We start from the raw sequence: 24671 nt of genomic DNA on the forward strand, positions 1-24671 counted from the left end.
GCCCCACTTTCGATTGTTACTCCTGCGCGGCTGGTGCCATCCGGGCTTCCAGCTCGGCGACTTGCTTCTCCAGGGCCTCGAGGCGGGCGCGGGTGCGCGCCAGCACGACCATCTGGCTGTCGAATTCTTCGCGGCTGACCAGGTCCAGCTTGCTGAAGGCGCCTTGCATCAACACTTTGAACTGGCTTTCCAGTTCCGCGCGAGGCTGGGCGGTATCGCTGCTGAACAGGCGCGAGGCCTGGTCGCTCAGGGCGTCGAGAAGGGCTTTGGGCGCAAGCATGTGCGGCTGTCCACTGATACTGAGAAATGGCCCGCAGTGTAGCACGGGGCAAACCTGCGCCACTGACCTCAGGCCATTGCACGCTTTTTGAGCAACTCGCCCGGCCTGTCTGCACCGAAGTTGTGCATGTTTGCCATGCTGGCGACTGGCCAATCCCGACTGATTCATATAACTCGCTGTTTTCCGGCGGTTTAACGGAACTGGCAAGGTTTCTGCAAAGACCTGTACGAGCCATGCACTGATGCAGTTCCTTGTGACCAAGCAGTGCGCACGCGGAGCCGGATGCCGACGACGCGTTACAAAGCCAACCGCTGCGCTTAGACTTGAGACGGGTTTGTTTTCCTGGGGCAAGTCCACCAAATCGGGAGAGAGTTTCATGAAGCTAGTCACAGCCATCATCAAGCCGTTCAAGCTGGACGACGTGCGCGAGTCGCTGTCGGAAATCGGCGTGCAGGGCATTACCGTCACCGAAGTCAAAGGTTTCGGGCGGCAGAAGGGCCACACCGAGCTGTATCGCGGCGCGGAGTACGTGGTCGACTTCCTGCCCAAAGTGAAGATCGACGTCGCCATCGACGACAAGGACCTTGATCGAGTGATCGAAGCCATCACCAAGGCAGCCAACACCGGCAAGATCGGTGACGGCAAGATCTTCGTGGTGAATCTGGAGCAGGCGATCCGCATCCGTACCGGCGAAACCGATACCGACGCGATCTAAGCGCCGAAAAAAGCCTCACCAAACCCAACGCCCCAGGAGAAAACAACATGACTCTGCGTAAGATCGCAGGGCTAGGAGCCCTATTGTCCCTCGTAATGCCCGGGCTTGCCCTGGCAGAGGAAGCAGCTGCCCCAGCGCTGAACTCCGGCGACACCGCCTGGATGCTCACCTCGACAGCGCTGGTGCTGTTCATGACCATTCCGGGCCTGGCCCTTTTCTACGGCGGTATGGTGCGTTCCAAGAACGTGCTGTCGGTGATGATGCAGTGCTTCGCCATCACTGGTCTGATCAGCATTCTCTGGGTCATTTACGGCTACAGCATGGCCTTCGATACCACCGGTATGGAAAAGGGCGTGCTCAACTTCAATTCCTTCGTCGGCGGGTTCTCCAAGGCGTTCCTGAGCGGCGTCACCCCGGCCAACCTGACGTCGGCCACCGCACTGTTCCCTGAAGCCGTGTTCATCACCTTCCAGATGACATTCGCCATCATCACCCCGGCGCTGATCGTCGGTGCCTTTGCCGAACGCATGAAGTTCTCGGCGATGCTGGTGTTCATGGGCATCTGGTTCACCCTGGTCTACGCACCGATCGCGCACATGGTCTGGAGTGGTGACGGCGCGCTGCTGTGGGACTGGGGCGTGCTCGACTTCGCTGGCGGCACCGTGGTGCACATCAACGCCGGTATCGCTGGCCTGGTCTGCTGCCTGGTGATGGGCAAGCGCAAAGGCTACCCGACCACCCCGATGGCCCCGCACAACCTGGGCTACACCCTGATGGGCGCGGCCATGCTGTGGATCGGCTGGTTCGGCTTCAACGCCGGTTCCGCCGCCGCCGCCAACGGCACTGCCGGCATGGCCATGCTGGTGACCCAGATCGCCACCGCCGCCGCTGCGCTGGGCTGGATGTTCGCCGAGTGGGTCTTCCACGGTAAGCCAAGTGCCCTGGGCATCGCCTCGGGTGTGGTCGCCGGCCTCGTCGCCATCACGCCAGCCGCTGGCACCGTGGGCCCGATGGGCGCCCTGGTGATTGGCCTGGCCTCCGGCGTGATCTGCTACTTCTGCGCCACCACCCTCAAGCGCAAGCTGGGTTATGACGACTCCCTCGACGCCTTCGGCGTGCACGGCGTCGGCGGCATCATCGGTGCCATCCTTACCGGCGTGTTCGCGGCACCGGCCCTGGGCGGCTTCGGCGCAGTCACCGACATCGGTGCCCAAGTCTGGGTTCAGGCCAAGGGCGTGATCTTCACCGTGGTCTACACCGCCATCGTCACCTACGTGATCCTCAAGGTGCTGGATGTGGTAATGGGCCTGCGGGTCAACGAAGAAGAAGAGTCGGTCGGCCTCGACCTGGCTCAGCACAACGAACGCGGCTACAACCTGTAACCGCGACGCAGGAAAAACTTGCCCGGTTCGCCGGGCATTTTTTTTGCCTGTTTTTTGCCATTTCCCGTAGTGCAAACGGTTTATCACTCACGTTCGCGACGTAGGCCAAAAACTTACAAGTCTTGGTGCGTTTATGGTGCTTTGCTTTTTCCACGAGCGCGCTAGAATGCGCGCCAAAGAGTGTTGGGCGAGTAGTCCGCACACTTCTCCAGCCTTTGCTAGGCTTGCCAATAGCGTGTGGCCAGCAGGGTTCAAGGATTTGTCAGGTCCTGCCAGGAGCAGGGCCTGCTGGGTGCCGCCTCCCATCAGGAGCGCCGACCCAAGGGCAGTGGCCTAACCCACGGCCAGTTGAATTTTCACTGGTGGCTGCCGGTCTACGGCTGCACTGGTCTATAACTAACCTGCTTTTCGCAAGTCATGAGGTAGAACATGAGCGACGACGATCTGGAAAATGATGACCTCGAAGTAGGCGACGAAGACGAGGCTGATGAAGGCCTCGAAGCGGCGGCTGACGATGGCGCAGAAGATGCTGGCGATGACGACAGCAGCCCGGCACCGACTGCCAAGGGCAAATCCAAGGCCGCTGTCTCGGTAGACGAGATGCCGAGCATGGAAGCCAAGCAGAAGGAGCGTGATGCCCTGGCCAAGGCGATGGAAGAATTCCTTTCGCGCGGTGGCAAGGTGCAGGAAGTCGAGGCCAACGTGGTCGCCGACCCGCCCAAGAAGCCGGACAACAAGTACGGCAGCCGCCCTATCTGAGTGGCTGAATACAAAAGAGCCCGCCGTCGCTGCGGGCTTTTTTGTGGGTGCTGAGAAAGTAATGGAAATTTCCTACATTAGAAAAAGACGCGTCTGCTAGATGATTTTTGCGCCGCCGGGCAAGCATCACGCTTCAGCCTGGAGGATTTATGGACAAATTGGTTCGTCGTCGTGAACTGCGCAAGGAAGACCTCCCGAAAGTGGAGGACCCTTTCTTTGCTGAGTCAAAGGTAAAGCGTGCACTGCAGTGCGGAGGGTATCTACGCGGAGAGACTGAATTTCTGAGGGATTGTGGCATCACTCTCGTGCAGCAGCTCTCTGAGCGAGATCTTGAGATAGCACTAAAAGAAATCAGAAGCGGCCGATGGTTGTTTTTGACCAGTGAGCCTTTCAGGCCCATGAGGTTAGATGGCCAAATAGGAGCGACACGGTGCTTTCCTGGTTCTGGATATCTGGATAGGCAGGCTGAAAGGAAAAAAGGTTCGGGTAAGTGGCGCACCATCGACATCGATTATGACGGGTTGAAAAATACATTCGCCATGCTGCAGAACCGCCTTGGCTCGCTAGGTGACGAGGGTCGTATCTTCGGCTCGGAAGCAAAGGATTATGACAACACCTCCCGTGTTGTGACCCAGCAATGGGTGCCCCTCGATAGTCATGATGATCATCTGGCATCACGATCTGTCGTTCATCGCTATGGCGAATTACGGGCTATCACACAACGATACTTTGAAGGAGAGGATAAGTGGCAGGTCAGTGGTAAGTCTTGGCACTGGCAGCCAGTTCTTCCTTTTGAAACCTACGAACACCGGGAAACGAAATGAAGCCCGGAGGACGAAAAACGGAGCGTTGGGCATTGCGATTATGGGGTGGGCTGGATGCCCTTTCTTTGCTCCTCTACGTCGTGGCCAGCATACGACGTGGGCATCTGCCTTTCGTTACTGATCTGGATAACATGCTGAGCTTTCTGGATGAGCAAGGTTTCGTCACCAGTGTGCTGGTGGTCATGAATTTAGTGTTGCAAGTTTCGATCATTCTCAGTGCCGTGCTTTTGCTTGGTGGCAGAAAGGCTGGTGTGTATCTGGGGCTTGCGCAAATTCCCTTGAGGCTGCTTTTCGCTACACCGTCGCTCTCTGTACTGTTGATCTGGGCCAGCCTTGTACCTGGTTATGATCCGTGGTTGATGCTTGGTCTGATAGGGGTTTCAGAGCTGAGCAAGGGAGGCACGTCATGGTGGTGGCTGCGCCGCCAGCGATTGCATCACTGGTCAGCCGGCAGTTGAACAGTCTAGCCCGCCGTCGCTGCGGGCTTTTTTGTGCCTGGGGGATTTGGGTTGCCTGTTCTGGCCTCTTCGCGGGCATGCCCGCGAATGGACCGCGAAGCGGCCCCTGTCAGCGCCAGGTTGCCAGAAGGTCGGGCAGCTGGGACAAGCGCTGGATCTCTGCATCCGGCGCCCGCTCGCCAGCCCAGGCCTTGCCCTGCGGGTTGAACCACACGGCGCGCAAACCGGCGCGCTGGGCCCCGGCGATGTCGTCGCCCGGGTGATCGCCGATGTGTACCGCCGCACTGGCCTCGACTTCGCCAAGCTTCAGGGCCTCCATGAATGGCGCCGGGTCCGGCTTGCCGATGCCCAGATCCTCCGCGCACAGGGCAAAGCGGAAGTAATCCGCAAGCCCCAGGCGGCGTACATCGGCGTTGCCGTTGGTGACCACGCCCAAGGTGTAGTGATGGCGCAGGATCTCCAGCACCGGCTGCACCTCGGGGAACACCTCGATCTGGTGGCGGGCATGCAGGAAGACCTCAAAGCCCTCGTTGGCCAGCTCCTGCGCCTGCTTCTCGCTGTAGCCGACTTCCTCCAGGGCGTGGAACAGCACACGCCGGCGCAGGGCGCTGATGCGGTGCTTGAGGCCCGGCTCGGCTTGCACCAAGCGCTCGCGGATGGCGAACAGGTGCTCCACCGGCACGCCGCCGAGGACTGGAGCGTTGGCTTCGAGCCAGTCGCGCAGCACGACCTCGGCGCTGGCAATCACAGGCGCGGTGTCCCACAGGGTGTCGTCGAGGTCGAAGGTGATCAGCTTGATGCTCATGAGTCTGTGCCTTTGCTGCGTTTGGCCCGAGGGTGGGCGCTGTCGTACACCGCGGCCAGGTGCTGGAAGTCCAGGTGGGTGTAGATCTGCGTGGTGCTGATGTCGGCATGACCGAGCATTTCCTGCACTGCACGCAGGTCCTGGGACGACTCCAGCACATGGCTGGCGAAGGAATGGCGAAGCATGTGCGGGTGCAGGTGCTGGCCTAGCTCGCGCTCGCCGGCAGCCTTGACCCGCAGCTGGATGGCCCGGGGGCTCATGCGATTGCCCTGGCGGGTAATGAACACCGCGCTGTCACGCGGGCCGCCGATGCCGCGCAGCTTGAACCAGGCCTGCAAGGCTTCACGGGCCTTGCGGCCGACCGGTAGCACGCGGGTCTTGCTGCCTTTGCCGAGCACCTGCACCAGGCCCGCGGCCAGGTCCAGTTGTTCAAGGTCGAGGTTGTTCAGCTCGGACAGGCGCAGGCCGGAGGAGTAGAACAGTTCGAGAATGGCCTGGTCACGGCGGGCGATGAAGTCGTCGTCGACGCCGCCATCGAGCAGTTGCAGGGCGCGGTCGGTGTCCAGCACCTTGGGCAGCCGGCGTTCGCCCTTGGGCGCGCTCAGGCCAGTGGCCGGATCGTGCTGGCACAGGCCTTCGCGGTTGAGGTAGCGGTACAGGCCGCGCACCGCCGACAAGAGCCGCGCCAGGCTGCGCGAGGACTGCCCTTGGTGGTGCTGGCGGGCGACCAGCTGGCGTAGCTGCTGGATCTGCAGCGCGCCCCAGCCGGCGATGCCCTGGCTGTTGCAGTATTCGATGACCTTGCCGAGGTCGCGGCGGTAGGCCAGCAGGGTGTGTTCCGACACCTGGCGCTCATTGCGCAGATATGCGCAATAAGCCTCCAGCTGACGTTCCATCAGCGCACCGGACGCAGGGTGTGGGTTACGCGCGGTACCACGCGGCCGAGCACTTCGGCGATGTAGCCGAGGAACAAGGTGCCGACGCTGCTTTTGTAGTGCTGCGGGTCGCGGCTGCCGATCGCCAGCACGCCATGCAGCCCTTGGTATTCGAGGGCTGCAACCGCACTGGAGCCGACTTCCTGCTGTTGCTCCTTGCCGAACAGGAAGGCCAGTTCGTGCTCGCGCAGGTTACCGCTGACCGTCTTGCCGCCGCCGAGCAGGCCACCGATGGCTTGCTGCGCTTCGGCATTGCTGACCCAGCGGCCGACGGGTGCTGCGTTGTCGCCGAACAGGATCAGGCTGACGAAAGGCACCTGAAATTCCTGGCGCAGGCTGTCTTCGACCGCCATCACCACTTCTTCCAGGCTGCCAGCGTCGAGCAGGTCGAGGATCAGCCGGCGGGTCTTGTCGAACAGCCGGTCGTTGTCACGGGCCACGTCCATCAGTTGCGACAGGCGATGGCGCATCTCGATGTTGCGGTCGCGCAGCAGCTTGAGCTGGCGCTCCACCAGCGACACGCTGTCGCCGCGCTGATGGGGGATGCGTTGCTCGATCAGCAACTCGTCGTGCTCGGCGAAGAAGGTGGGGTGGGCGCGCAGGTAGGCGACCACCGCTTCGGCATCGAGCTCATCGGGCTGCTGGGGTACTGGCTGATCGGTCATGGCGGTTACTCGCTTAGAGACGAACCTGTCCTTCGAAGACGCGTACGGCTGGGCCGGTCATCAACACGGGCTTGCCGGGGCCGGCCCATTCGATGTTCAGGCGGCCACCTGGCAGGTCGAGGGACACCGGAGAGTCCATCCAGCCCTGGCTGATGGCGGCCACGGCTGCGGCGCAGGCGCCGGTGCCACAGGCCTGGGTCTCGCCGGCACCACGCTCCCACACCCGCAGGTTGGCGCGATGACGGTCGATGACCTGGAGGAAACCGGCATTCACCCGCTGCGGGAAGCGCGGGTGGTTTTCGATTTTCGGGCCCAGCTCATGGACCGGCGCGGTGTGCACGTCATCGACGCGCAGCACGGCATGCGGGTTGCCCATGGACACGGCGGCAATCGAATGCACCTGGCCGTCGACTTCCAGCGGGTAGTTCAGCGCCTGTTCGTCGGCAATGAACGGGATTTCTGCCGGGACCAAGCGCGGCGGGCCCATGTCGACACACACCTGGCCGTCGTTCTGCACGTCCAGTTCGATGATGCCGCCCTTGGTTTCCACGCGGATGCGCTTTTTCGCGGTCAGGCGCTTGTCCAGCACGAAGCGGGCGAAGCAGCGCGCGCCGTTGCCGCACTGCTCGACTTCGGAACCGTCGGCGTTGAAGATCCGGTAACGGAAGTCCACTTCCGGATTGCTCGGCGCCTCGACGATCAGCAGTTGGTCGAAGCCGATACCGGTGTGGCGGTCACCCCATTGCTTGGCGTGCTTGGGCTGGATGTGCGCGTGCTGGCTGACCAGGTCGAGGACCATGAAGTCGTTGCCCAGCCCATGCATCTTGGTAAAGCGCAGCAGCATGGGTTCACTCCGGCAGCAGGCTTTCGCCAGCGTACAGTTCGGCGATGGTCTCGCGGCGGCGAACTTCGAAAGCCTGGTCGCCGTCGACCAGGATTTCCGCGCAACGGCCACGGGTGTTGTAGTTGGAGCTCATGACGAAACCATAGGCGCCCGCCGACTGCACGGCCAGCAGGTCACCTTCGGCCAGGTTCAGAACGCGGTCCTTGGCGAGGAAGTCGCCGGTTTCGCAGATCGGGCCGACCAGGTCATAGGCACGGCCTTCGCCCGCCCGCGGTGTGACCGCGCTGACGCCCATCCAGGCCTGGTACAGGGCCGGGCGGATCAGGTCGTTCATCGCTGCGTCGATGATGGCGAAGTCCTTGTGCTCGGTGTGCTTGAGGTATTCCACGCGGGTCAGCAGGGCACCGGCGTTGGCCACGATGTAGCGGCCAGGCTCGAACACCAGAGCCAGGTCACGGGTGCCGACGCGTTCGCGGATGGCCTTGATGTAGTCGGCGACCAGTGGCGGCTCTTCGTCGCGATAGCGCACGCCAACACCGCCACCCAGGTCCAGGTGGCGCAGGTGGATGCCGCACTCGGCCAGGCGATCGACCAGGGCCAGCAGGCGGTCGAGGGCATCGAGGAACGGGTCGACGGTGGTCAGCTGCGAGCCGATGTGGCAGTCGACACCGACCACGTCCAGGTTTGGCAGCTGCGCGGCGCGCACGTAGATGGCTTCGGCGTCGGCGATGGCGATGCCGAACTTGTTCTCTTTGAGGCCGGTGGAAATGTACGGGTGAGTGCCGGCATCGACGTCCGGGTTCACGCGCAGCGAGATCGGCGCAACCTTGCCCATCTCGGCGGCCACCACTTGCAGGCGCTCGAGCTCATCGGTGGATTCGACGTTGAAGCAATGCACGCCGACTTCCAGGGCGCGGCGCATGTCTTCGCGGGTCTTGCCGACGCCGGAGAACACCACGCGATCAGCGCGCCCGCCAGCGGCCAGCACGCGCTCCAGTTCACCGCCGGAGACGATGTCGAAGCCTGCGCCCAGGCGCGCCAGGACGTTCAGCACGCCGAGGTTGGAGTTGGCCTTGACGGCGAAGCAGACCAGGTGATCGGTGCCTTGCAGGGCATCGGTGTAGCTGCGGTACTGGGCTTCGATGTGAGCGCGCGAGTACACGTAGGTCGGGGTGCCGAAACGTTCGGCGATGGCCGAGAGGGCCACGCCTTCCGCGAACAGTTCACCGTCGCGGTAGTTGAAAGCGTTCATCTGAATTCCTTACTGCTCTGGCGTCTGCTCGGGCTGGATTGGCTGCTCTTCTTGCGGCTGGACCGCCGGAGCGTGCTGATGCTGGTGCGACTTTTTCGGGCCTTTGCCGTCCTTGCCGTCTTCTGGCAGGTACAGAGGGCCCTTCTGACCGCAGGCCGAAACGAGGCAGGCAACCGCGACCAGCGCCGCGAGCGAGGAAATCAGGCGCTTCATGGGTGAAATCCTTTGAAATATGCAGTATTGCGCCCGAGTATACCGAGCGACCGGCGGATTGCCTATGCAAGAGCCGGTCCGTCGGGCGGGCTATGCTTAGGGGCTCTCGCCGCCGGTTATGGGGCCAGTGGCGAGAGCGGCTAAACCTTTGCATTCATGGCCCGGCGCCCGTATCTTGCCCGGCTTGCCCGTAAAGCAGCCAATTTCGAGGTTCCTGCAATGAGTTTGAGCGAAGCGCGTTTCCATGATCTGGTCGACGCGACCCAACAGGCCCTGGAAGACCTGTTCGACGAGAGCGGCCTGGACCTGGACATGGAAAATTCCGGCGGCGTTTTGACCGTCAAGTTCGACGGCGGCGCCCAGCTGATCTTCAGCCGCCAGGAGCCGCTGCGCCAGCTGTGGCTGGCCGACCGTTCCGGTGGTTTCCACTTCGACTACGACGAAGAAAGCGGCAAGTGGGTGTGCGAGAAGAGCGAAGAGCTGCTGAACGAAATGCTCGAGCGTATCGTCTGGGAGCGGGCCGGCGAGAAGCTGGACTTCGACGAGATCTGACATGACCAGCCAGGCGCGGCCGCCCAAGCCGCTGTACAGCAACGTTAGCCCTGCGGTGCCGTCGCCCTGCATCAGCGTCTGCCGGCTGGATGAGCAGCGGGTGTGCACCGGCTGCCACCGGCATGTCGAGCACATTCGCGAATGGCGCTCGGCCGACGACGAGCGGCGCCGGCAGATCTGCCGCGAAGCCGAGGCCCTGCGCGCACGGGCTTGAGTATTTGCCCGGCTGTGGTAGTGTCGGGTTGTGCGTCGGTGACGCAACAGCATTCACAAACCCCGCCCTTGGGCGGGGTTTTGCTTTATCTGCCTGCAGGAAACCGCCTGTTCAAAGGAGTCTGACTGGATCATGAGCACCAAGCCTTCCCTCATCCTCACCCGATTGGACGTACAGCGTCTCGAGCGCCTGATCGGCAGCCTCGACGACAGTGCGCCGGGTGTGCTCGCCTTGCAGGAGGAGCTGGACCGTGCCGGTCAGGTGGTCGGCCATGATGAAGTGCCCGCCGGTGTGGTGACCATGAACTCGCGCGTGCATTGCCGTGAGGAAGCCAGTGGCAAGGACTACCACCTGACCCTGGTGTACCCGAAAGATGCCGGTGGAGAGGGCAAGGTTTCGATCCTCGCGCCGATCGGTTGTGCGCTGCTGGGCTTGTCGGTGGGTGAGCAGATCGACTGGCCGGCACCGGGGGGCAAGACCCTCAAGCTGAAGCTGCTGGAAGTCGAATACCAGCCGGAAGCGGCTGGCGATTTTGACCTGTGAGACCCTCGGGGCTGCGAAGCAGCCCCAGATCTTCAAGGTTCCAACGTAGCCTGCAACTGCGCCAATCCATCATTTAGCGCCTGCTCCAGCTCGCGCTTGTAGCGCAGGTACAGGCTGGTCGACCCCTGCTCATCCTCGAGCAGCTCGGACAGGTCCAGGTCGGTGATGTAGCAGCGGTAGTGCCCGGCACTACGCCGCTGGCCAAGGATCTGCCGGGCGACCACTTCATACAGTTGGTCGCCATGCTCCAGCTCGGAAAACTCCTGCTGGTCGCAATACAGCGTCACATGTACGTCATCCCCGGTACCGGCCTGCAGAATGGCCTGAACCTCGTAATAAGGTTGGTCAACGCCGGCGCTGGGCGCCGGGCGAGGCTCGATGCTGCGCGCTTTGCCAGGGCCAGAGGGCAGCAACTGAGCATAGTGGATAGCCAGTGAAGCCTGCTGCAGATGATCGAGCGGGAGGCGGGCGTCGTGGCGCACCACCACCGAACGCAGAAAACGCTGCAACGGCAGCAGCAGGTGGCTTTCGTCAAACAATGGCAGGCGCTGCTGCCACAGGGCGTTGTACTCGTCCAGCACGTACAGGTCGGCCCAGCCGTCGAGCAGGCGGTAGAACACCTGGATACAATTGCGCCGGCCTTGTTCCAGTACCAGGGGCAGGTCGTAGTCCTGCAGGGCATTGCCATCCAGGTGCAGCGGGCTGTAGCGGCTGCGCACTTCGCCCAGGTGATCGAGCACGGCGTCATGGTCGGCCAGGGTCGCCAGGCTGACCTGGCCGGGCAACAGTTCCAGCACGTGGGTGTACTGCGCCACTTGCAGCAGGTAGCGGTGATTCAGGCCCTGGTCGAGCAGCAATTGCACCGTATCGAAGATTTCCTCGACCCGCTGGCTGATGGCCTGGGCGCGGTTGTGGCAGAAGCAGCGCACCCGTACCTGCGGGCGGTGGCTGCGCTGGCCGAGGCTGTTGAGAAAGTCACGCAGGCAGCGCAGCAGCGCATGTTCACCGTCGTAGCGCTGCACCAGCACTTCGTTCCAGCTATTGAGGGTGACCTGGTCGAGGGTCAGCACCAGGTTTTCGCGTACGCCGGCATAGCTCAACGAGTCGGTGCGCTCGGTGGTCATCAGGATGTTCAGGTCGCGGTGATGGCGCAGCGGGTCGACGCCGACGTTGACCAGCAGCAGGATCTCGTCAGCCACGCTTGGTTGCAGCAGGCGCGCTTCGCTGACGCTGGCCAGCGGCAGCGGGATGCTCTGTTGCAGGCTGCCCAGCAGGTTGAACAGCTCGAATTCGCTGAGGTCGCTGTCGCCCGGGTGCAAGGCCAGGCGAGTGGTGCTGTCGATGACGCCGTTGCGGTGGGCCCAGGTCAGCAGTTCGAGCAATTCGCGGCAACGCTTGATCGGGCTGTAATGCTCCCATTCGTGCACCCCCAGATTGCCGTTGTACAGGCCCCAGTGATGGCTGCCAGGCTCCTTGCGGTTGGGCGACTGGACCAGCGTCAAGGTGTCTTCGGCGATGTCCGGGGCAATGCCCGGATTGATCACTTCGATCTTGCCGGCACGGCGTTCGAAGGCGGCGTACAGGCGCCGGCCCAGGACATTCAGGTCGCGCTGATCGGCACGGCTGCTGGCATCCTGGCTTTGCGCGAACTGGCCGAGGAAGCGATAGCTATGGTTGAGCTCCGCCACCAGTTCACGGCGTTCGACGGCGACCTGGCGCACCTTCCACTGGCTGCGGCTGTCGAGCATGGCCAGCTGGCGCTCGTCCCAGCCCCACTCATCGGTCAGACGCTGCAACAGTTGGCGCTGCCAGCCGTTGCTGCGGGTGCGGTCCAGGCCGCTCAGCTTCTTGTTGACCTTCAAGTACAGGCTGCGCCGGACCAGTTCGAGCCGTGCGCTTTCGCCGCGTTGCTGCAGGTAGCGCTCGATGCGCCGGTACACCATCACATAGGGGTCGAGTTCGTCGAGGTTGAGATGGTTGGCGAACACCGCCTGCTTGTAGTCCAGGCTCAGGCAGCGCACCGTCGGGTGCTCGCTGGCATAGACCTCGGTCAGCAGCAGCTTGAGCAGTGACTTGTAGGGCGAATCGATCCCCTTGAACAGCTGCCAAAGCCCGGCGCCGACATACTCGCCGGACGGGATATGGGCAAGGTTGCCAAGGTCCAGGGCGTCCTGGTTGCGGATGAAGCGCTTGGACAGCAGGGTCTCGGTATAGGCCTGATAGTTGTGCTCTTCATAGACCGGCACCAGCCACCACAGCGGCGTGCGCCCGGCGAGCCAGATAGCGGTGCGGTAGAACTCGTCGAGCAGCAGGAAATGCTGGGTGGTGCCGCAGTCGTCGGAGCTGAGCTGGCTGTCGCGCTGGCCCTGGGCGAAGCTTTGCGGGTCGATCAGGAAGAAGTGTGCCTCGGCACCCTGGCTGGCCGCCCAGGTCTCCAGTAGCTGGCACTTGCGGCGCAGTTCCTCGCGTTCGGCCTCGGTCAGGCCGGGGGCATGGCACACCCACAGGTCCATGTCGCTCTGTTCGGCCTGGGCCAATGAGCCGAGGCTGCCCATCAGGAACAGGCCGTGGATCGGCCGAGGCGGGTTGCCATGGCGCGCCTTGTAGGCGAACGAACGAGCCAGGCGCTGGGCATCGGCGACCTGTTCGGCATCCGGCTCGAACCCCGCCACCCCGGCCGGAGTGGCGCCGGACACGTAACCGGGCAGCAGCGGGTGGTTGACGTGGAACAGCAGCGGCAGCAGGGTCAGGACCAGTTGCTGGCGGCTCGACAGGCCCTCCATCGCGCGCTCGAGCCGGCACTGGTTGATGTGCAGGAAGCGCGCACGCAATGTCGCCAGCACCTTGCGGTCGATGCCTTCGTCCAGGTCAGGGCGGATTTCGTGGGGGTAGTTCATTGCGCACTCAGGGCGGGCGAGGAAAGCTGTGGCGAGTTTAGCCTGAGTGGAGCAGTCGGATAAGCGCTAATTGTTTTATTGACGTCATTTATATAGCGCCTGTTCGGGCCCTTCGCGGGCTTGCCCGCGAAGAGGCCGGTACAGGTTTATGCGGGCTGTGGGTTCTTCAGGACATTCAGCAGCAGTTGCACGCTCTCTGCCGCATCATGCCCCAGGCTGGTCAGGTAACCGCCATCGGGTTGATCGGTCAGTTGCTTGGCATGCAGGCGCTTGGCGGCGGAGACAAGGGCAGGGGAGGCGTTGGCGTGAATCTTGATCCCTTCCTGGCTGCTGTCCAGGTTGAACAGGGCAAGCACTTCCAGTTCGGCGATCAGTTCGGGGCTAAAAGACATGGCGACTCCTGACTTCCAGACAAGGATGGCGGCACCGCCAGCGGTGCCTGATCCAAGAGTGTAGCCGGGTTATTCGTCGTCGCCTTGATCCATCTCAGGCGGCAGCTCGGGCAGGGCGCGCAGGGCGGTCTCGTACCACTCGCCGTTGAACGCGCGGTCTTCCTGGAGCATGTTGTCGATCTCGAAGGCCAGTACGTGGGCCATGAGGTTGAGGATGTCTTCGCGCTCATAGCCAACCAGGGTCAGCTTGTTGAAGGTGGCCTTGGCCGCTGGCGGCTCGCCGCTTTCGATCTGGTTTTCGATGGCTTCGGTCAGTGTCGCCTCGGCGAAGGCTTCGTCGTCATTGTCGATTTCGTCGTGTTCGCTCATGGCGCTACTCCTGTGGTGGGACGCACAGTTTGCCACGCCCGCGCTGGCAATGCCCGGTCATCGACAGGGTGTATGACGCTGGTCAGGCATCGGCGTACGGTCTATAACAGCCGAGCCATCCCCACACGGCCTGGAGGCTGTAACCCATGCTCAAGCTTCACGGATTCTCGGTCAGCAACTACTACAACATGGTCAAGCTGGCCCTGCTGGAGAAAGGCCTGCCTTTCGAGGAAGTCACCTTCTATGGCGGGCAGGCACCGCATGCGCTGGAAGTCAGCCCGCGGGGCAAGGTGCCGGTGCTGGAAACCGAACACGGCTTCCTCAGCGAAACCAGCGTCATTCTCGACTATATCGAGCAGACCCAAGGTGGCAAGGCACTGCTGCCGAGCGACGCGTTCGGCCAGGCCAAGGTGCGCGAGCTGCTCAAGGAAATCGAGCTGTACATCGAGCTGCCGGCGCGTACCTGCTACGGCGAGTCGTTCTTTGGCATGGCGGTGGAGCCGCTGATCAAGGAGCGGGCACGTGCCGACTTGCTGGCGGGCTTTGCCACGCTCAAGCGCAATGGCCGTTTTGCGCCTTATGTGGCGGGTGAGCAACTGACCCTGGCCGACCTGATGTTCTGCTTCTCGGTGGACCTGGCGTACGCGGTAGGCAAGAAGGTGCTGGGCATCGACTTCCTGGCGGACTTCCCGCAGGCCAAGGCGTTGCTGCAACTGATGGGCGAGAACCCGCACATGGCGCGGATCGTGGCGGACAAGGAGGCCTCGATGCCAGCCTTCATGGAGATGATTCGCAGCGGCAAACGCTGAATGGCTGGGGCCGCAAAGCGGCCCCAGGTTCTAGATCAGCGCGATGCCAGCAGCGCCTTGCCACGCACCACGGCAGCCCGCACCTGGGCTGGCGCGGTACCACCGATGTGGTTACGGGCGTTCACCGAGCCTTCCAGGGTCAGCACGGCAAACACGTCCTGCTCGATCTGGTCGCTGAACTGGCGCAGCTCGTCCAGGCTCATCTCGGCCAGGTCCTTGCCGGTGTCGACGCCATACTTCACGGCGTGGCCGACGATCTCGTGGCAATCACGGAACGGCAGGCCGCGGCGGACCAGGTAGTCGGCCAGGTCGGTGGCGGTGGAGAAACCGCGCAGGGCCGCTTCACGCATGATGGCGTGCTTGGGCTTGATCGCCGGGATCATGTCGGCAAAGGCGCGCAGCGAGTCGCGCAGGGTGTCGGCGGCGTCGAACAGCGGCTCCTTGTCTTCCTGGTTATCCTTGTTGTAGGCCAGCGGCTGGCCTTTCATCAGGGTCAGCAGGCCGGTCAGGGCGCCGAATACACGGCCGCTCTTGCCACGCACCAGCTCCGGTACGTCCGGGTTCTTCTTCTGCGGCATGATCGAGCTACCGGTGCAGAAGCGATCAGGCAGGTCGATGAACTGGAACTGGGCGCTGGTCCACAGCACCAGCTCTTCGGAGAAGCGCGACAGGTGCATCATCGCCACGCTGGCGGCGGCGCAGAATTCGATGGCGAAGTCGCGGTCCGAGACGCCGTCCAGCGAGTTGCCGGCCACGGCTTCGAAGCCCAGCAGCTTGCAGGTCAGCTCACGGTCGATCGGGTAGGTGGTGCCGGCCAGCGCAGCGCTGCCCAAAGGCATGCGATTGGCGCGCTTGCGGCAGTCGACCAGGCGCTCGTAGTCACGGCTGAGCATTTCGAACCAGGCCAGCAGGTGGTGGCCGAAGGTGACCGGCTGGGCAGTCTGCAGGTGGGTGAAACCAGGCATGATGGTTTCGGCTTCACGCTCGGCCTGCTCCAGCAGGCCCTGCTGCAGGCGAGTGATCTCGGCCAGGATCAGGTCGATCTCGTCACGCAGCCACAGGCGGATGTCGGTGGCCACCTGGTCGTTGCGGCTGCGGCCGGTGTGCAGCTTCTTGCCGGTGATGCCGATACGGTCTGTCAGGCGTGCTTCGATGTTCATGTGCACGTCTTCGAGGTCGACGCGCCAGTCGAAGCTGCCAGCCTCGATTTCGCCCTGGATGGTTTTCAGGCCATCGATGATGGTGTCGCGCTCGGCATCGCTGAGTACGCCGACCTGCGCCAGCATGGTGGCGTGGGCGATCGAACCCATGATGTCGTGGCGGTACAGGCGCTTGTCGAAGTCGACCGACGCGGTGAAACGGGCGACGAAGGCGTCGACGGGCTCACTGAAGCGGCCGCCCCAGGACTGATTGGTCTTGTCGGTGCTCATGGATTCACTCTATGCAGGCGTGAACGAAAAAGTGGCGCCGATAATAGCAGGGTTTGCGCCTGACACCGCAGGACGTCGGTCGACAGAAACCGGTGGGAAACATCGGTAAAGATGGCTGAAGACGATATTCAACGATTGAACGGCAGTGTTCCACGGACCGTCTACAGTTGGACAGAGGACTGGCAGCTATTCAGCCGACTCAGTGAATCTTTGGCCTTCGTATCGGTCTAGAGCGTGACCGCAGCGTCGCTCGACCTGCTCTTGTCTACGCTATACCTGTGCGAGACTCACTCAGGAATCCAGAGCAATTATGAATGTCCTGATCGTTGATGACGAACCCCAAGCCCGTGAACGCCTCACACGGCTATTCGCTGAATTGGAGGGGTACACCGTGCTGGAGCCCAGCGCCACCAACGGCGAGGAGGCCCTGACACTGATCGAAAGCCTCAAGCCCGATGTGGTCCTGCTGGACATCGGCATGCCAGGCCTGGATGGCCTGCAGGTCGCCGCTCGCCTGTGCGAGCGCGAGGCGCCACCGTCGGTGGTGTTCTGTACCGGCGACGATGAATACGGTGCCGAGGCATTCAAGGACAGCACCCTCAGCCACGTGACCAAGCCGATTCAACCACAGGCCCTGCGCGATGCCTTGCGCAAGGCCGAGAAGCCCAACCGTGCCCAGCTGGCAGCGTTGACCCGGCCTGGCAGCGAGGGCGGCGGCCCGCGTAGCCATATCAGTGCGCGCACGCGTAAAGGGATCGAGCTGATTCCGTTGCCCCAGGTGATCTATTTCATCGCCGACCACAAGTACGTGACCTTGCGCCACGAGGCCGGGGAGGTGCTGCTCGACGAGCCGCTCAAGGCGTTGGAGGACGAGTTCGGCGAGCGCTTCGTGCGCATCCACCGCAATGCGCTGGTCGCGCGCGAACGCATCGAACGCCTGCAACGCACGCCGCTGGGGCATTTCCAGCTGTTCCTCAAGGGCCTTGACGGCGATGCCCTGACTGTCAGCCGCCGGCATGTGGCGGGTGTGCGCAAGATGATGCAAACACTCTAGGGCCCAGCCTGCATGGCAAGGGCCGTGCCCTTGTTCGCGGCAGAAGCCGCTTCTACAGGCACGGCGCCGCCTGTAGGAGCGGCTTTAGCCGCGAAGGGACCTCACGCTGATCCACATCTGCAAGCGATGCCGGTGATGCTGTTATCATCAGCGGCATTTCTCTGGATCGGGGCGTTCCATGTCCACTCGCGAAATCCGCATTGCCACCCGTAAAAGTGCCTTGGCCCTGTGGCAGGCCGAATACGTCAAAGCCCGCCTCGAGCAGGCTCACCCCGGTCTGTTGGTGACCCTGGTACCTATGGTCAGCCGCGGCGACAAGCTGCTTGATGCACCGCTGGCGAAGATCGGCGGCAAAGGGCTGTTCGTCAAAGAGCTGGAAACCGCGCTGCTGGACAACGAAGCCGACATCGCCGTGCATTCGATGAAGGACGTGCCCATGGACTTCCCCGAAGGCCTGGGCCTGTACTGCATCTGCGAGCGCGAAGACCCGCGCGATGCCTTCGTCTCCAATACCTTCGCCAGCCTCGACGCCCTGCCGGCCGGCAGCATCGTCGGCACCTCCAGCCTGCGCCGCCAGGCCCAGTTGCTGGCCCGTCGGCCGGACCTGAAAATCCACTTCCTGCGCGGCAACGTCAACACCCGCCTGGCCAAGCTCGATGCCGGTGAATACGACGCCATCATCCTCGCTGCCGCGGGCCTGATTCGCCTGGGCTTCGAGGACCGCATCACCGATACCATCAGCGTCGACGACAGCTTGCCAGCCGGTGGCCAGGGCGCGGTGGGCATCGAGTGCCGCAGCGCCGACACCGAAATCCATGCGCTGCTGGCGCCGCTGCACCATGCCGATACCGCCGACCGCGTAGTCGCCGAGCGTGCCTTGAACAAGCGCCTCAACGGTGGCTGCCAGGTGCCGATCGCCTGCTATGCGGTGCTCGAAGGCGATCAGCTGTGGCTGCGCGGCCTGGTGGGCCAGCCAAGTGGCGGTACCCTGCTGGTGGCGGATGCCCGTGCGCCGCGTGAGGCTGCCGAAACCCTGGGCGTGCAGGTTGCCGAAGACCTGCTGGGGCAGGGCGCCGAAGCCATTCTCAAGGAAGTCTACGGCGAGGCCGGGCACCCGTGAGCCCCTGGCGCCTGTTGCTGACCCGGCCTGAAGAGGACTGCGCGGCACTGGCGCAGAGTCTGGCCGCTGCCGGTGTGGCCAGCAGTTGCCTGCCGTTGCTGGCCATCGAGCCCGTCGCTCTGGCTGACGGGCAGCGTCAACAGCTGGCCGGGCTGGCGCAGTACCAAGCGATCGTCGTGGTCAGCAAGCCGGCGGCCCGACTGCTGCTTGAGCAGTTGCAACGCGCTGGCCTGCAGGCGCCGCCCGCAGGTTGGTTCACCGTGGGTGAAGCGACGGCAGCAGTGCTGCAGGGCGCAGGCCTTCAGGTGACATTCCCCATGCAAGGTGACGACAGCGAGGCCTTGCTCGCGCTCCCGGCCCTGCGCCAGGCTATTGCGGCGCCTGAAGCGCATGTGCTGATCGTTCGCGGCGTCGGAGGTCGCGAACTGCTGGCCGAGCGTCTTGCAGAGCAAGGTGCTAGTGTCGAATATCTGGAACTGTATCGTCGCTGCCTGCCGGAGTACCCGGCGGGCACGCTGATGCGCCGCATAGAAGCGGAACGCCTCAATGGCCTGGTGGTCAGCAGTGGGCAGGGTCTGGAACATTTGCAGCAGATGGCCGCAGCCGATTGGCCGCGAGTAGCCTGCCTGCCGTTGTTCGTACCCAGCCCGCGAGTTGCTGAACAGGCCCGGGCCGCCGGGGCCCAACAGGTTGTGGATTGCCGTGGCGCGAGTGCCACGGCCTTGCTGGCAGCTGTGCAGCGCAGCGCTGCACCTGCCTTTCAAGGCGCTTCGCACTAGCGCGAGGTGCCCCCATGCAAAGGATGGATACGTGAGCGAAACTGTCTTGTCCAACAATGATCAGCCGTCGGTGCAAGCGCCGGCGCAACCCGTCACCGACAAGCCTGTAAAGCGCTCTGGCAGTGGTCTGGCCGTGCTGGCGCTGTTGCTGGGTGCGGCCGGGGTCGCAGTAGGGGGTTGGGGTGTGTGGCAGGTGCGGCAACTGCAAGGCAGTGAGGTGAACCAGGGCCAGCACCTTGAAGCCCTCAGCCAGCGCGCTGCGGCACTGCAGCAGCGTGAGCAGCAGATCAGTGCACAACTGGCCAGCCTGCCGGCCGCCAGCGAGCTGGAAGACCGCCGCCGCCTGGTGGCGCAGCTGCAAGGCGATCAGCAGCGTCTCAGCCAGCGTCTGGAAACCGCACTCGGCGAAAGCCGCAAGGAGTGGCGCCTGGCCGAGGCCGAGCACCTGCTGCGCCTGGCTACCCTGCGCTTGTCGGCGCTGCAGGACATCACCAGCGCCAAGGCCCTGGTCGAAGGGGCCGACGAAATCCTCCGCGAACAGAGCGACCCGGGCGCCTTTGCCGCCCGCGAGCAACTGGCGCGCAGCCTGGCCACGCTCAACAGCACCCAGCAGCCGGACCGCACTGGCCTGTTCCTCAAGCTCGCCGCCCAGCGAGAGCTGGTGCAGCAGCTCAGCGCCCAGGCGCCCGAGTTCGCCAGCAACGCCGATGCGCTCGGTGCGCTGACTGCCGATGGTGACGGGGCCAGTCGCCTGTCGCAGTGGTGGGCTGAAATCTCCAAGTACTTCCAGATCGACTTCAACGCCGACGACAATGTGCGGCCGTTGCTGGCTGGCCAGCAGCTGAACCAGCTGCGCCTGGCCCTGAGCCTGACCATCGAGCAGGCGCAGTGGGCTGCGCTCAATGGCGAGGCCAAGGTCTACAACCAGGCCCTGGATGATGCCCGCAGCGTGCTGCTGGCCAACTTCAATGCCGACAACCCACAAAGCAAGGCGATGCTCGACAGCCTCAATGCACTGGCTGAGCAGCCCGTCTCGGTAGTAACCCCGGACCTGAGCGAAAGCCTGGCGGCGGTGCAGGCGTACATTCAGCGCCGCCATCTGCCAGCCGAGGCTGAAGGAGGCAAGCCATGAAGCGTGTCTACCTGCTCGCCGTACTGGCGATCGTGGTTGCCGCAGCGCTGGGTATCGCGGTGGCCAAGCACAGTGGCTACGTGCTGATCGCCTATGGCGGTTTCCGTTACCAGTCCGGATTGTGGGCCGCGCTCGCAGCGCTGGCTGCCGTGGTCGTGTTGCTGTTGCTGCTGCGTTACCTGGTAGGCCTGGTACTGACCTCCAGTGGCGTGGTCAACCCGTGGTCGCGGCGCAACCGTAGCCGGCGCGTGCGGATCGCCATCGAACAGGGCCAGCTGGACTTGGCCGAGGGCCGCTGGGCCAGTGCCCAGCGCCACCTGCATCGTGCGGCCGAGGCCGAGCGCCAGCCGCTGCTGTACTACCTCGGTGCCGCCCGCGCCGCCAACGAGCAGGGGCGCAAGGAAGACAGCGACAACCTGCTGGAGCGCGCGCTGGAGCGCCAGCCCCAGGCTGAACTGGCCATTGCCCTGACCCATGCGCAATTGCAGATGGACCGTGGCGAGCGCGATGCTGCGCTGGAGACCCTGCTGGCCATGCAGGAGCGCCATCCGCATAACACCCAGGTCCTGCGCCTGTTGCAGCGCCTGCACCTGGAGCGTGGCGACTGGTCGGCGCTGATCCGCCTGCTGCCAGACCTGCGCAAGGGCAAGGTGTTGCCGGCCGACGAGCTGGCCGCGCTGGAGAAGCGCGCCTGGGGCCAGAACCTTGGCCTGGCGAGCACCCGTGGCGAGGATGCGCACACTGCCCGTCAGGCCCTTGAGCGTGCCTGGCAGCAGTTGACCGCGGCCCAGCGCCAAGAGCCGCAACTGGTACTGGCCTATGCCGAACAGCTGCGCCAGGTGGGTGCTCAGGGCGAAGCCGAGCAGGTGCTGCGCAACGCACTCAAGCGTGAGTACGAAAGCCACCTTGCGCGCCTGTATGGCCTGGTACGCGGTGATGACCCGGCGCGTCAGCTGCAAACCGCCGAAGGCTGGCTGAAGGCCCACCCGCAGGACCCGAGCCTGTTGCTCACCCTCGGCCGCCTGAGCCTGCAGAACCGCCTGTGGGGCAAGGCGCGCGACTATCTCGAAAGTAGCCTGCGCATGGAGCGTAATCCGGAAGCCTGTGCCGAGCTTGCGCGCCTGCTCGCCAGCCTGGGCGAGACCGAACGCAGCAACCAGCTGTTCGAGGAAGGCCTGGGGTTGCTCGATGAGCGTCTTCTGGCATTGCCCTTGCCAGAAGGTGTACGCGCCTAACCGTTTCATGAGCCCGCGCAAGGGCGCGGGCTCATGGGTCTGGTAACTTGTTCTGCGTTATAAGTTAGATCCGCAGTCTCTTCTTCGGAAGTTTCCTACAGCTTGGATGGAGACTTTCCTTGCAATACAGCGACTTGTCCCTCAAATAGTGCCTTGAAACAAGCCCGGCCTTTCCTCTACCGTTCCAAGCCACTTCAACTTTCCCGGGACCTTTCTTCCCATGCCGATGGCCAGACTGCGCACGCTTTTCATTCCGGCATGCCTTGCTTCGCTGGCAGTGCTGGGCGCTTCCTACTATCTCGAAAGTGTCCTTGGGCTGGTGCCTTGCCCGCTGTGTTTCAGCCAGCGGGTATTGTTGGGGGTCTATGCGCTGGTCTGCCTGTGCGCGGCGCTGCATGCGCCTGGTATTGCCGGGGTTAGGCTGTACGCGCGTACGGCGCTGCTGTGCGCGGCCAGCGGTGCCTTGCTGGCGGCGCGGCATGTGTGGTTGCAGGGCGCAAGTGATACGAGCCACCTGTGCCCGTTGCCCATCGGGCGCATGTTCGAACTGTCCTGGCGTGAAGCGTTGCGACAATTGCTGCTCGGCGGCCCCGATTGCCGCTCGCTGACCTGGAGCTTCCTCGACCTGACCATGCCGGAGTGGAGCCTGCTGGCGTTTCTGCTGCTGGCGGCGCTGCCCTTGAGCTGCCTGCTGGCGTATCGTTTCCGCTCACTTGGCCATCCTTGACCTGGCGCATGCTGCTGGCCGATAGCGCGACCAATGGTGGTGCATCGAGGTATTAAACACTTGTATGAACTTTGTCCGCTGCGTACCTTGATGCTAAGCACGCGCGGGAATAATCTCCCAGCACGCATACCGAAAATACAACTGCTCGATGCCGTCCTGCTGATGTCACCTTTGTGCTGCACGGTCGTGGTGCGAGGTGCAGCGGCATCTACCCAGAAGGGAAGAGATCGCCATGCTCGATAGTTGTCAGAACGCCCAGGAACGCTGGGGTGGGGTTCACAAGCTGATCGACCGTTGGCTCGAGGAGCGAGAGGAGCTGGTCCAGGCTTTCCGCACTTTGCGCGACGCCAAGCCGGCTTTTGCCGACAAGGACACGAACGGCGACTTTTGCACGCTACTCGTTGACTACGTTTCGGCGTGGCATTTCGAAGTCAGCGAGCAATTGGTCAGTGAAGCGAAAGCGTTCGGCGATACACGAGGCCTGGAATTGGCCACGCAGATCAATCCGCGCATTGATGAAAGCACTCAGTTTGCCTTGGCCTTCAACGACCATTGTGACAAGGGTGAGTGCAAGGATCCTGCGCGCTTCGCCGAAAAGCTCGGCAAGCTGGGCGGCCTTCTTCACGAACGCTTCGAACTCGAAGACTGCCTGATCGAGGTACTGCACAACGCGCACAAGGAAGAGGGTGCGGTCGAAGCCTGAAGGTCGGCGTCAGTCGCCGACCGCCAGTAACTCGATTTCGAACACCAGCGGCGTGTAGGGCGCGATCAGGTCACCTGCGCCCTCGGCACCGTAGGCCTGTGCCGAGGGGATCACCAGGCGCCAGGTCGAACCTGCTTTCATGTGCGGCAGCGCCACCTGCCAGCCGTTGATCACCGAGTCCAGGCTGAACCACTGCGGTTGCTGGTTCTGGTCGAACACCGAGCCATCCGGCAGCCTGCCGACATAGCGCACCTGCACCTTGCCGCCGGCTTTGGGTTGCGCGCCATTACCCGCTTTCAACTCACTGTACAGCACGCCCTCCGGCAGCTCGTGCACTCTGGCGCGGGCCCGCTCGTTGGCCATGAAGCGTGTTTCCACGGCCTGCAGTTTGCTCACTTCGGCTTGTTCGGCGGCGGCGCCGGCCTGCTCCTCGTGCTGTTGCAGGATGGCCTCCATGCGTGCCTTGTCGAGTTTCAAAGGCTGGCCCTGATAGGACTGGCGCAGGCCTTCGACCAGCGCATCCAGTTGCAGGCCGGGCACTTCCTGACGCAGGCGCTCGCCCAGGCTGGCGCCGAGGCTGTAGGCCAGATCATGGTCGTTGGCAGGGGCGGTATCGTCGGCGGCCAGGGCGAATGGCGCCATCAGGCACAGGCCGAAAGCAAGATAACGCGGCATGGGTAACTCCAGCTCGATGAGCAGGGAAGTATGCCAGCGTTGTTGCCTCGGCATGTGTAAATATCAGCAACGTTTTGTTAAGCAACTACACTTGCACGGAGCTGCAAGATAACAACTTTGCCCAGGCATGCAACGCGGCGCCATCAATACTGTCAACATGCCCTAGCGGCGGTAGCAGCAGAAGCATAGTATGAGCCGCAATCTCGTCAGCCAGGAGGTAAACCATGTCGGCCAAAAAGAAGCCAGTAAATACGCCGTTACACCTGCTCCAGCAACTTTCGGGCAGCCTGCTCGAACACTTGGAAGAGGCCTGTTCGCAAGCGCTGGCTGATGCGGAGAAATTGCTGGCCAAGTTGGAAAAGCAGCGCGGCAAAGCCCAGGAAAAACTGCATAACGGTCGCCTGAAGTTGCAGGACGCGGCCAAGGCAGGCAAAGCCAAGGCGCAGAACAAGGCGCAAAAGCTGATCGGTGAACTTGAAGAACTGCTCGATTCGCTCAAGGAACGCCAGACCCAGACCCGTACTTACATTCAACAACTCAAGCGTGATGCGCAGGAAAGCCTGAAACTCGCGCAGGGTGTCGGCAAGGTTCGTGAGGCCGCTGGCAAGGCACTCGATCAGCGTGTAGTGGCTGCCAAGACCGTGAAACCGGCTGCTGCCAAAGCACCGGCCCGCAGCGCTGCCAAGCCTGCTGCCGCCAAGGCCCCGGCCAAACCGGCCGCAACCAAGGCGCCAGCCCGCGCCGCCGCCAAGCCCGCCGCGAAACCAGTTGCAGCCAAGCCTGCCGCAGCCAAAGCACCGGCCAGAGCCGCTGCCGCTAAACCTGTTGCAGCCAAGCCTGCGGCCGCCAAGCCCGCAGCAGCCAAAGCACCGGCCCGCGCCGCTGCCGCTAAACCTGCTGCAGCCAAG

The 24671-nt window shown here is 63.2% G+C and carries 29 protein-coding genes; 17 read left to right on the forward strand and 12 right to left on the reverse strand.

What is annotated here, in order from left to right; all coding sequences use genetic code 11:
- Positions 1–16: 16 nt before the first annotated feature.
- Positions 17–280, reverse strand: coding sequence for an accessory factor UbiK family protein (locus F6X59_RS26730; protein ID WP_008091866.1), 264 nt, complete (start codon positions 278–280; stop codon positions 17–19).
- Between the two features lie 376 nt (positions 281–656).
- On the opposite strand from F6X59_RS26730, the gene glnK reads away from it, so the two are divergent.
- The 5 genes from glnK (at position 657) to F6X59_RS26755 (ending at position 4418) form a co-directional block, all read left to right on the forward strand.
- Positions 657–995, forward strand: coding sequence for a P-II family nitrogen regulator (glnK, locus tag F6X59_RS26735; RefSeq protein WP_002555808.1), 339 nt, complete (start codon positions 657–659; stop codon positions 993–995).
- 47 nt (positions 996–1042) lie between these two features.
- Positions 1043–2377, forward strand: coding sequence for an ammonium transporter (locus F6X59_RS26740; RefSeq protein WP_152959081.1), 1335 nt, complete (start codon positions 1043–1045; stop codon positions 2375–2377).
- Positions 2378–2806: 429 nt separating this feature from the next.
- A complete protein-coding gene (sutA, locus tag F6X59_RS26745) occupies positions 2807–3136 on the forward strand; it encodes a transcriptional regulator SutA (RefSeq protein WP_056794110.1) in 330 nt (109 codons plus the stop codon).
- Positions 3137–3285: 149 nt separating this feature from the next.
- On the forward strand, positions 3286–3960 hold the full coding sequence (locus F6X59_RS26750) for a hypothetical protein (RefSeq protein WP_152959082.1): 675 nt from the start codon (positions 3286–3288) through the stop codon (positions 3958–3960).
- The gene (locus tag F6X59_RS26755; RefSeq protein ID WP_152959083.1) at positions 3957–4418 is read left to right on the forward strand and encodes a hypothetical protein; all 462 of its coding nucleotides are present in this window, start codon (positions 3957–3959) and stop codon (positions 4416–4418) included. The genes F6X59_RS26750 and F6X59_RS26755 overlap by 4 nt, the downstream gene beginning before the upstream one ends.
- Positions 4419–4527: 109 nt before the next feature.
- On the opposite strand, the gene F6X59_RS26760 is transcribed toward F6X59_RS26755, so the two are convergent.
- From F6X59_RS26760 to F6X59_RS26785, 6 genes are read right to left on the reverse strand one after another with little or no spacing between them, the layout of a single operon-like run.
- The gene (locus F6X59_RS26760) at positions 4528–5223 is read right to left on the reverse strand and encodes an HAD family hydrolase (RefSeq protein ID WP_152959084.1); all 696 of its coding nucleotides are present in this window, start codon (positions 5221–5223) and stop codon (positions 4528–4530) included.
- Complete coding sequence (gene xerC, locus F6X59_RS26765) at positions 5220–6119, reverse strand: tyrosine recombinase XerC (RefSeq protein WP_152959085.1); 900 nt, start codon at positions 6117–6119, stop codon at positions 5220–5222. The genes F6X59_RS26760 and xerC overlap by 4 nt, the downstream gene beginning before the upstream one ends.
- Positions 6119–6823 (reverse strand): DUF484 family protein, encoded by a 705-nt coding sequence (locus F6X59_RS26770; protein ID WP_152959086.1) that lies wholly within the window; start codon positions 6821–6823, stop codon positions 6119–6121. The genes xerC and F6X59_RS26770 overlap by 1 nt, the downstream gene beginning before the upstream one ends.
- A gap of 13 nt (positions 6824–6836) precedes the next feature.
- Positions 6837–7667, reverse strand: coding sequence for a diaminopimelate epimerase (gene dapF, locus F6X59_RS26775; RefSeq protein WP_152959087.1), 831 nt, complete (start codon positions 7665–7667; stop codon positions 6837–6839).
- 4 nt (positions 7668–7671) lie between these two features.
- Complete coding sequence (gene lysA / locus F6X59_RS26780; protein WP_152959088.1) at positions 7672–8919, reverse strand: diaminopimelate decarboxylase; 1248 nt, start codon at positions 8917–8919, stop codon at positions 7672–7674.
- Between the two features lie 9 nt (positions 8920–8928).
- Entirely contained in the window at positions 8929–9132 is a 204-nt protein-coding gene (locus F6X59_RS26785) for a lipoprotein (RefSeq protein ID WP_054886459.1), read from the reverse strand.
- Between the two features lie 219 nt (positions 9133–9351).
- Here F6X59_RS26785 and cyaY point away from each other — a divergent pair, with 219 nt between their 5' ends.
- The 3 genes from cyaY to rnk all read left to right on the forward strand — a co-directional run bounded on the left by cyaY (position 9352) and on the right by rnk (position 10441).
- The gene (gene cyaY, locus F6X59_RS26790; protein WP_152959089.1) at positions 9352–9684 is read left to right on the forward strand and encodes an iron donor protein CyaY; all 333 of its coding nucleotides are present in this window, start codon (positions 9352–9354) and stop codon (positions 9682–9684) included.
- A 1-nt stretch (position 9685) separates the two neighbouring features.
- Positions 9686–9898, forward strand: coding sequence for a DUF1289 domain-containing protein (locus F6X59_RS26795; protein WP_054886457.1), 213 nt, complete (start codon positions 9686–9688; stop codon positions 9896–9898).
- Positions 9899–10030: 132 nt separating this feature from the next.
- A complete protein-coding gene (rnk, locus tag F6X59_RS26800; protein WP_152959090.1) occupies positions 10031–10441 on the forward strand; it encodes a nucleoside diphosphate kinase regulator in 411 nt (136 codons plus the stop codon).
- Between the two features lie 32 nt (positions 10442–10473).
- On the opposite strand, the gene F6X59_RS26805 is transcribed toward rnk, so the two are convergent.
- From F6X59_RS26805 to F6X59_RS26815, 3 genes are all read right to left on the reverse strand, one after another.
- Entirely contained in the window at positions 10474–13338 is a 2865-nt protein-coding gene (locus F6X59_RS26805) for a class I adenylate cyclase (protein ID WP_152959091.1), read from the reverse strand.
- Positions 13339–13484: 146 nt separating this feature from the next.
- Positions 13485–13730 carry a TIGR02647 family protein gene (locus F6X59_RS26810; RefSeq protein ID WP_152959092.1) on the reverse strand — a complete coding sequence of 82 codons (246 nt, stop codon included), beginning with the start codon at positions 13728–13730 and terminating at the stop codon, positions 13485–13487.
- Positions 13731–13799: 69 nt separating this feature from the next.
- A complete protein-coding gene (locus tag F6X59_RS26815) occupies positions 13800–14099 on the reverse strand; it encodes a hypothetical protein (RefSeq protein ID WP_152959093.1) in 300 nt (99 codons plus the stop codon).
- A gap of 146 nt (positions 14100–14245) precedes the next feature.
- Between F6X59_RS26815 and F6X59_RS26820 the strand changes: the two genes are divergently transcribed.
- Positions 14246–14908, forward strand: coding sequence for a glutathione S-transferase (locus F6X59_RS26820; protein ID WP_152959094.1), 663 nt, complete (start codon positions 14246–14248; stop codon positions 14906–14908).
- A gap of 35 nt (positions 14909–14943) precedes the next feature.
- Here the strand turns inward: F6X59_RS26820 and argH are convergent, their stop codons facing one another.
- The gene (gene argH / locus F6X59_RS26825) at positions 14944–16338 is read right to left on the reverse strand and encodes an argininosuccinate lyase (RefSeq protein ID WP_027916957.1); all 1395 of its coding nucleotides are present in this window, start codon (positions 16336–16338) and stop codon (positions 14944–14946) included.
- A 310-nt stretch (positions 16339–16648) separates the two neighbouring features.
- Here argH and F6X59_RS26830 point away from each other — a divergent pair, with 310 nt between their 5' ends.
- The 7 genes from F6X59_RS26830 (at position 16649) to rsd (ending at position 23088) form a co-directional block, all read left to right on the forward strand.
- A complete protein-coding gene (locus F6X59_RS26830; RefSeq protein WP_152959095.1) occupies positions 16649–17392 on the forward strand; it encodes a LytTR family DNA-binding domain-containing protein in 744 nt (247 codons plus the stop codon).
- Between the two features lie 178 nt (positions 17393–17570).
- Positions 17571–18512: a hydroxymethylbilane synthase gene (gene hemC / locus F6X59_RS26835; RefSeq protein ID WP_152959096.1), complete on the forward strand. Its 942-nt coding sequence runs from the start codon at positions 17571–17573 to the stop codon at positions 18510–18512.
- Positions 18509–19291 (forward strand): uroporphyrinogen-III synthase, encoded by a 783-nt coding sequence (locus F6X59_RS26840; protein WP_372240551.1) that lies wholly within the window; start codon positions 18509–18511, stop codon positions 19289–19291. Before hemC ends, F6X59_RS26840 begins: the two co-directional genes overlap by 4 nt.
- Before the next feature lie 31 nt (positions 19292–19322).
- Positions 19323–20423 carry a uroporphyrinogen-III C-methyltransferase gene (locus tag F6X59_RS26845; protein ID WP_372240552.1) on the forward strand — a complete coding sequence of 367 codons (1101 nt, stop codon included), beginning with the start codon at positions 19323–19325 and terminating at the stop codon, positions 20421–20423.
- On the forward strand, positions 20420–21658 hold the full coding sequence (locus tag F6X59_RS26850; protein ID WP_152959097.1) for a heme biosynthesis HemY N-terminal domain-containing protein: 1239 nt from the start codon (positions 20420–20422) through the stop codon (positions 21656–21658). The genes F6X59_RS26845 and F6X59_RS26850 overlap by 4 nt, the downstream gene beginning before the upstream one ends.
- A gap of 220 nt (positions 21659–21878) precedes the next feature.
- Complete coding sequence (locus tag F6X59_RS26855) at positions 21879–22385, forward strand: disulfide bond formation protein B (RefSeq protein WP_152959098.1); 507 nt, start codon at positions 21879–21881, stop codon at positions 22383–22385.
- 232 nt (positions 22386–22617) lie between these two features.
- Positions 22618–23088 carry a sigma D regulator gene (gene rsd / locus F6X59_RS26860; RefSeq protein WP_103448542.1) on the forward strand — a complete coding sequence of 157 codons (471 nt, stop codon included), beginning with the start codon at positions 22618–22620 and terminating at the stop codon, positions 23086–23088.
- Positions 23089–23097: 9 nt separating this feature from the next.
- Here rsd and F6X59_RS26865 read toward each other — a convergent pair whose 3' ends face one another.
- Positions 23098–23763: an FKBP-type peptidyl-prolyl cis-trans isomerase gene (locus F6X59_RS26865; protein ID WP_152959099.1), complete on the reverse strand. Its 666-nt coding sequence runs from the start codon at positions 23761–23763 to the stop codon at positions 23098–23100.
- Positions 23764–23987: 224 nt separating this feature from the next.
- Between F6X59_RS26865 and F6X59_RS26870 the strand changes: the two genes are divergently transcribed.
- The coding region (locus F6X59_RS26870) for an AlgP family protein (protein WP_152959100.1) at positions 23988–24671 on the forward strand (684 nt) is incomplete at its 3' end.

This window comes from Pseudomonas sp. MN1F (genome assembly GCF_009391885.1).
Classification (GTDB): Bacteria; Pseudomonadota; Gammaproteobacteria; order Pseudomonadales; family Pseudomonadaceae; genus Aquipseudomonas.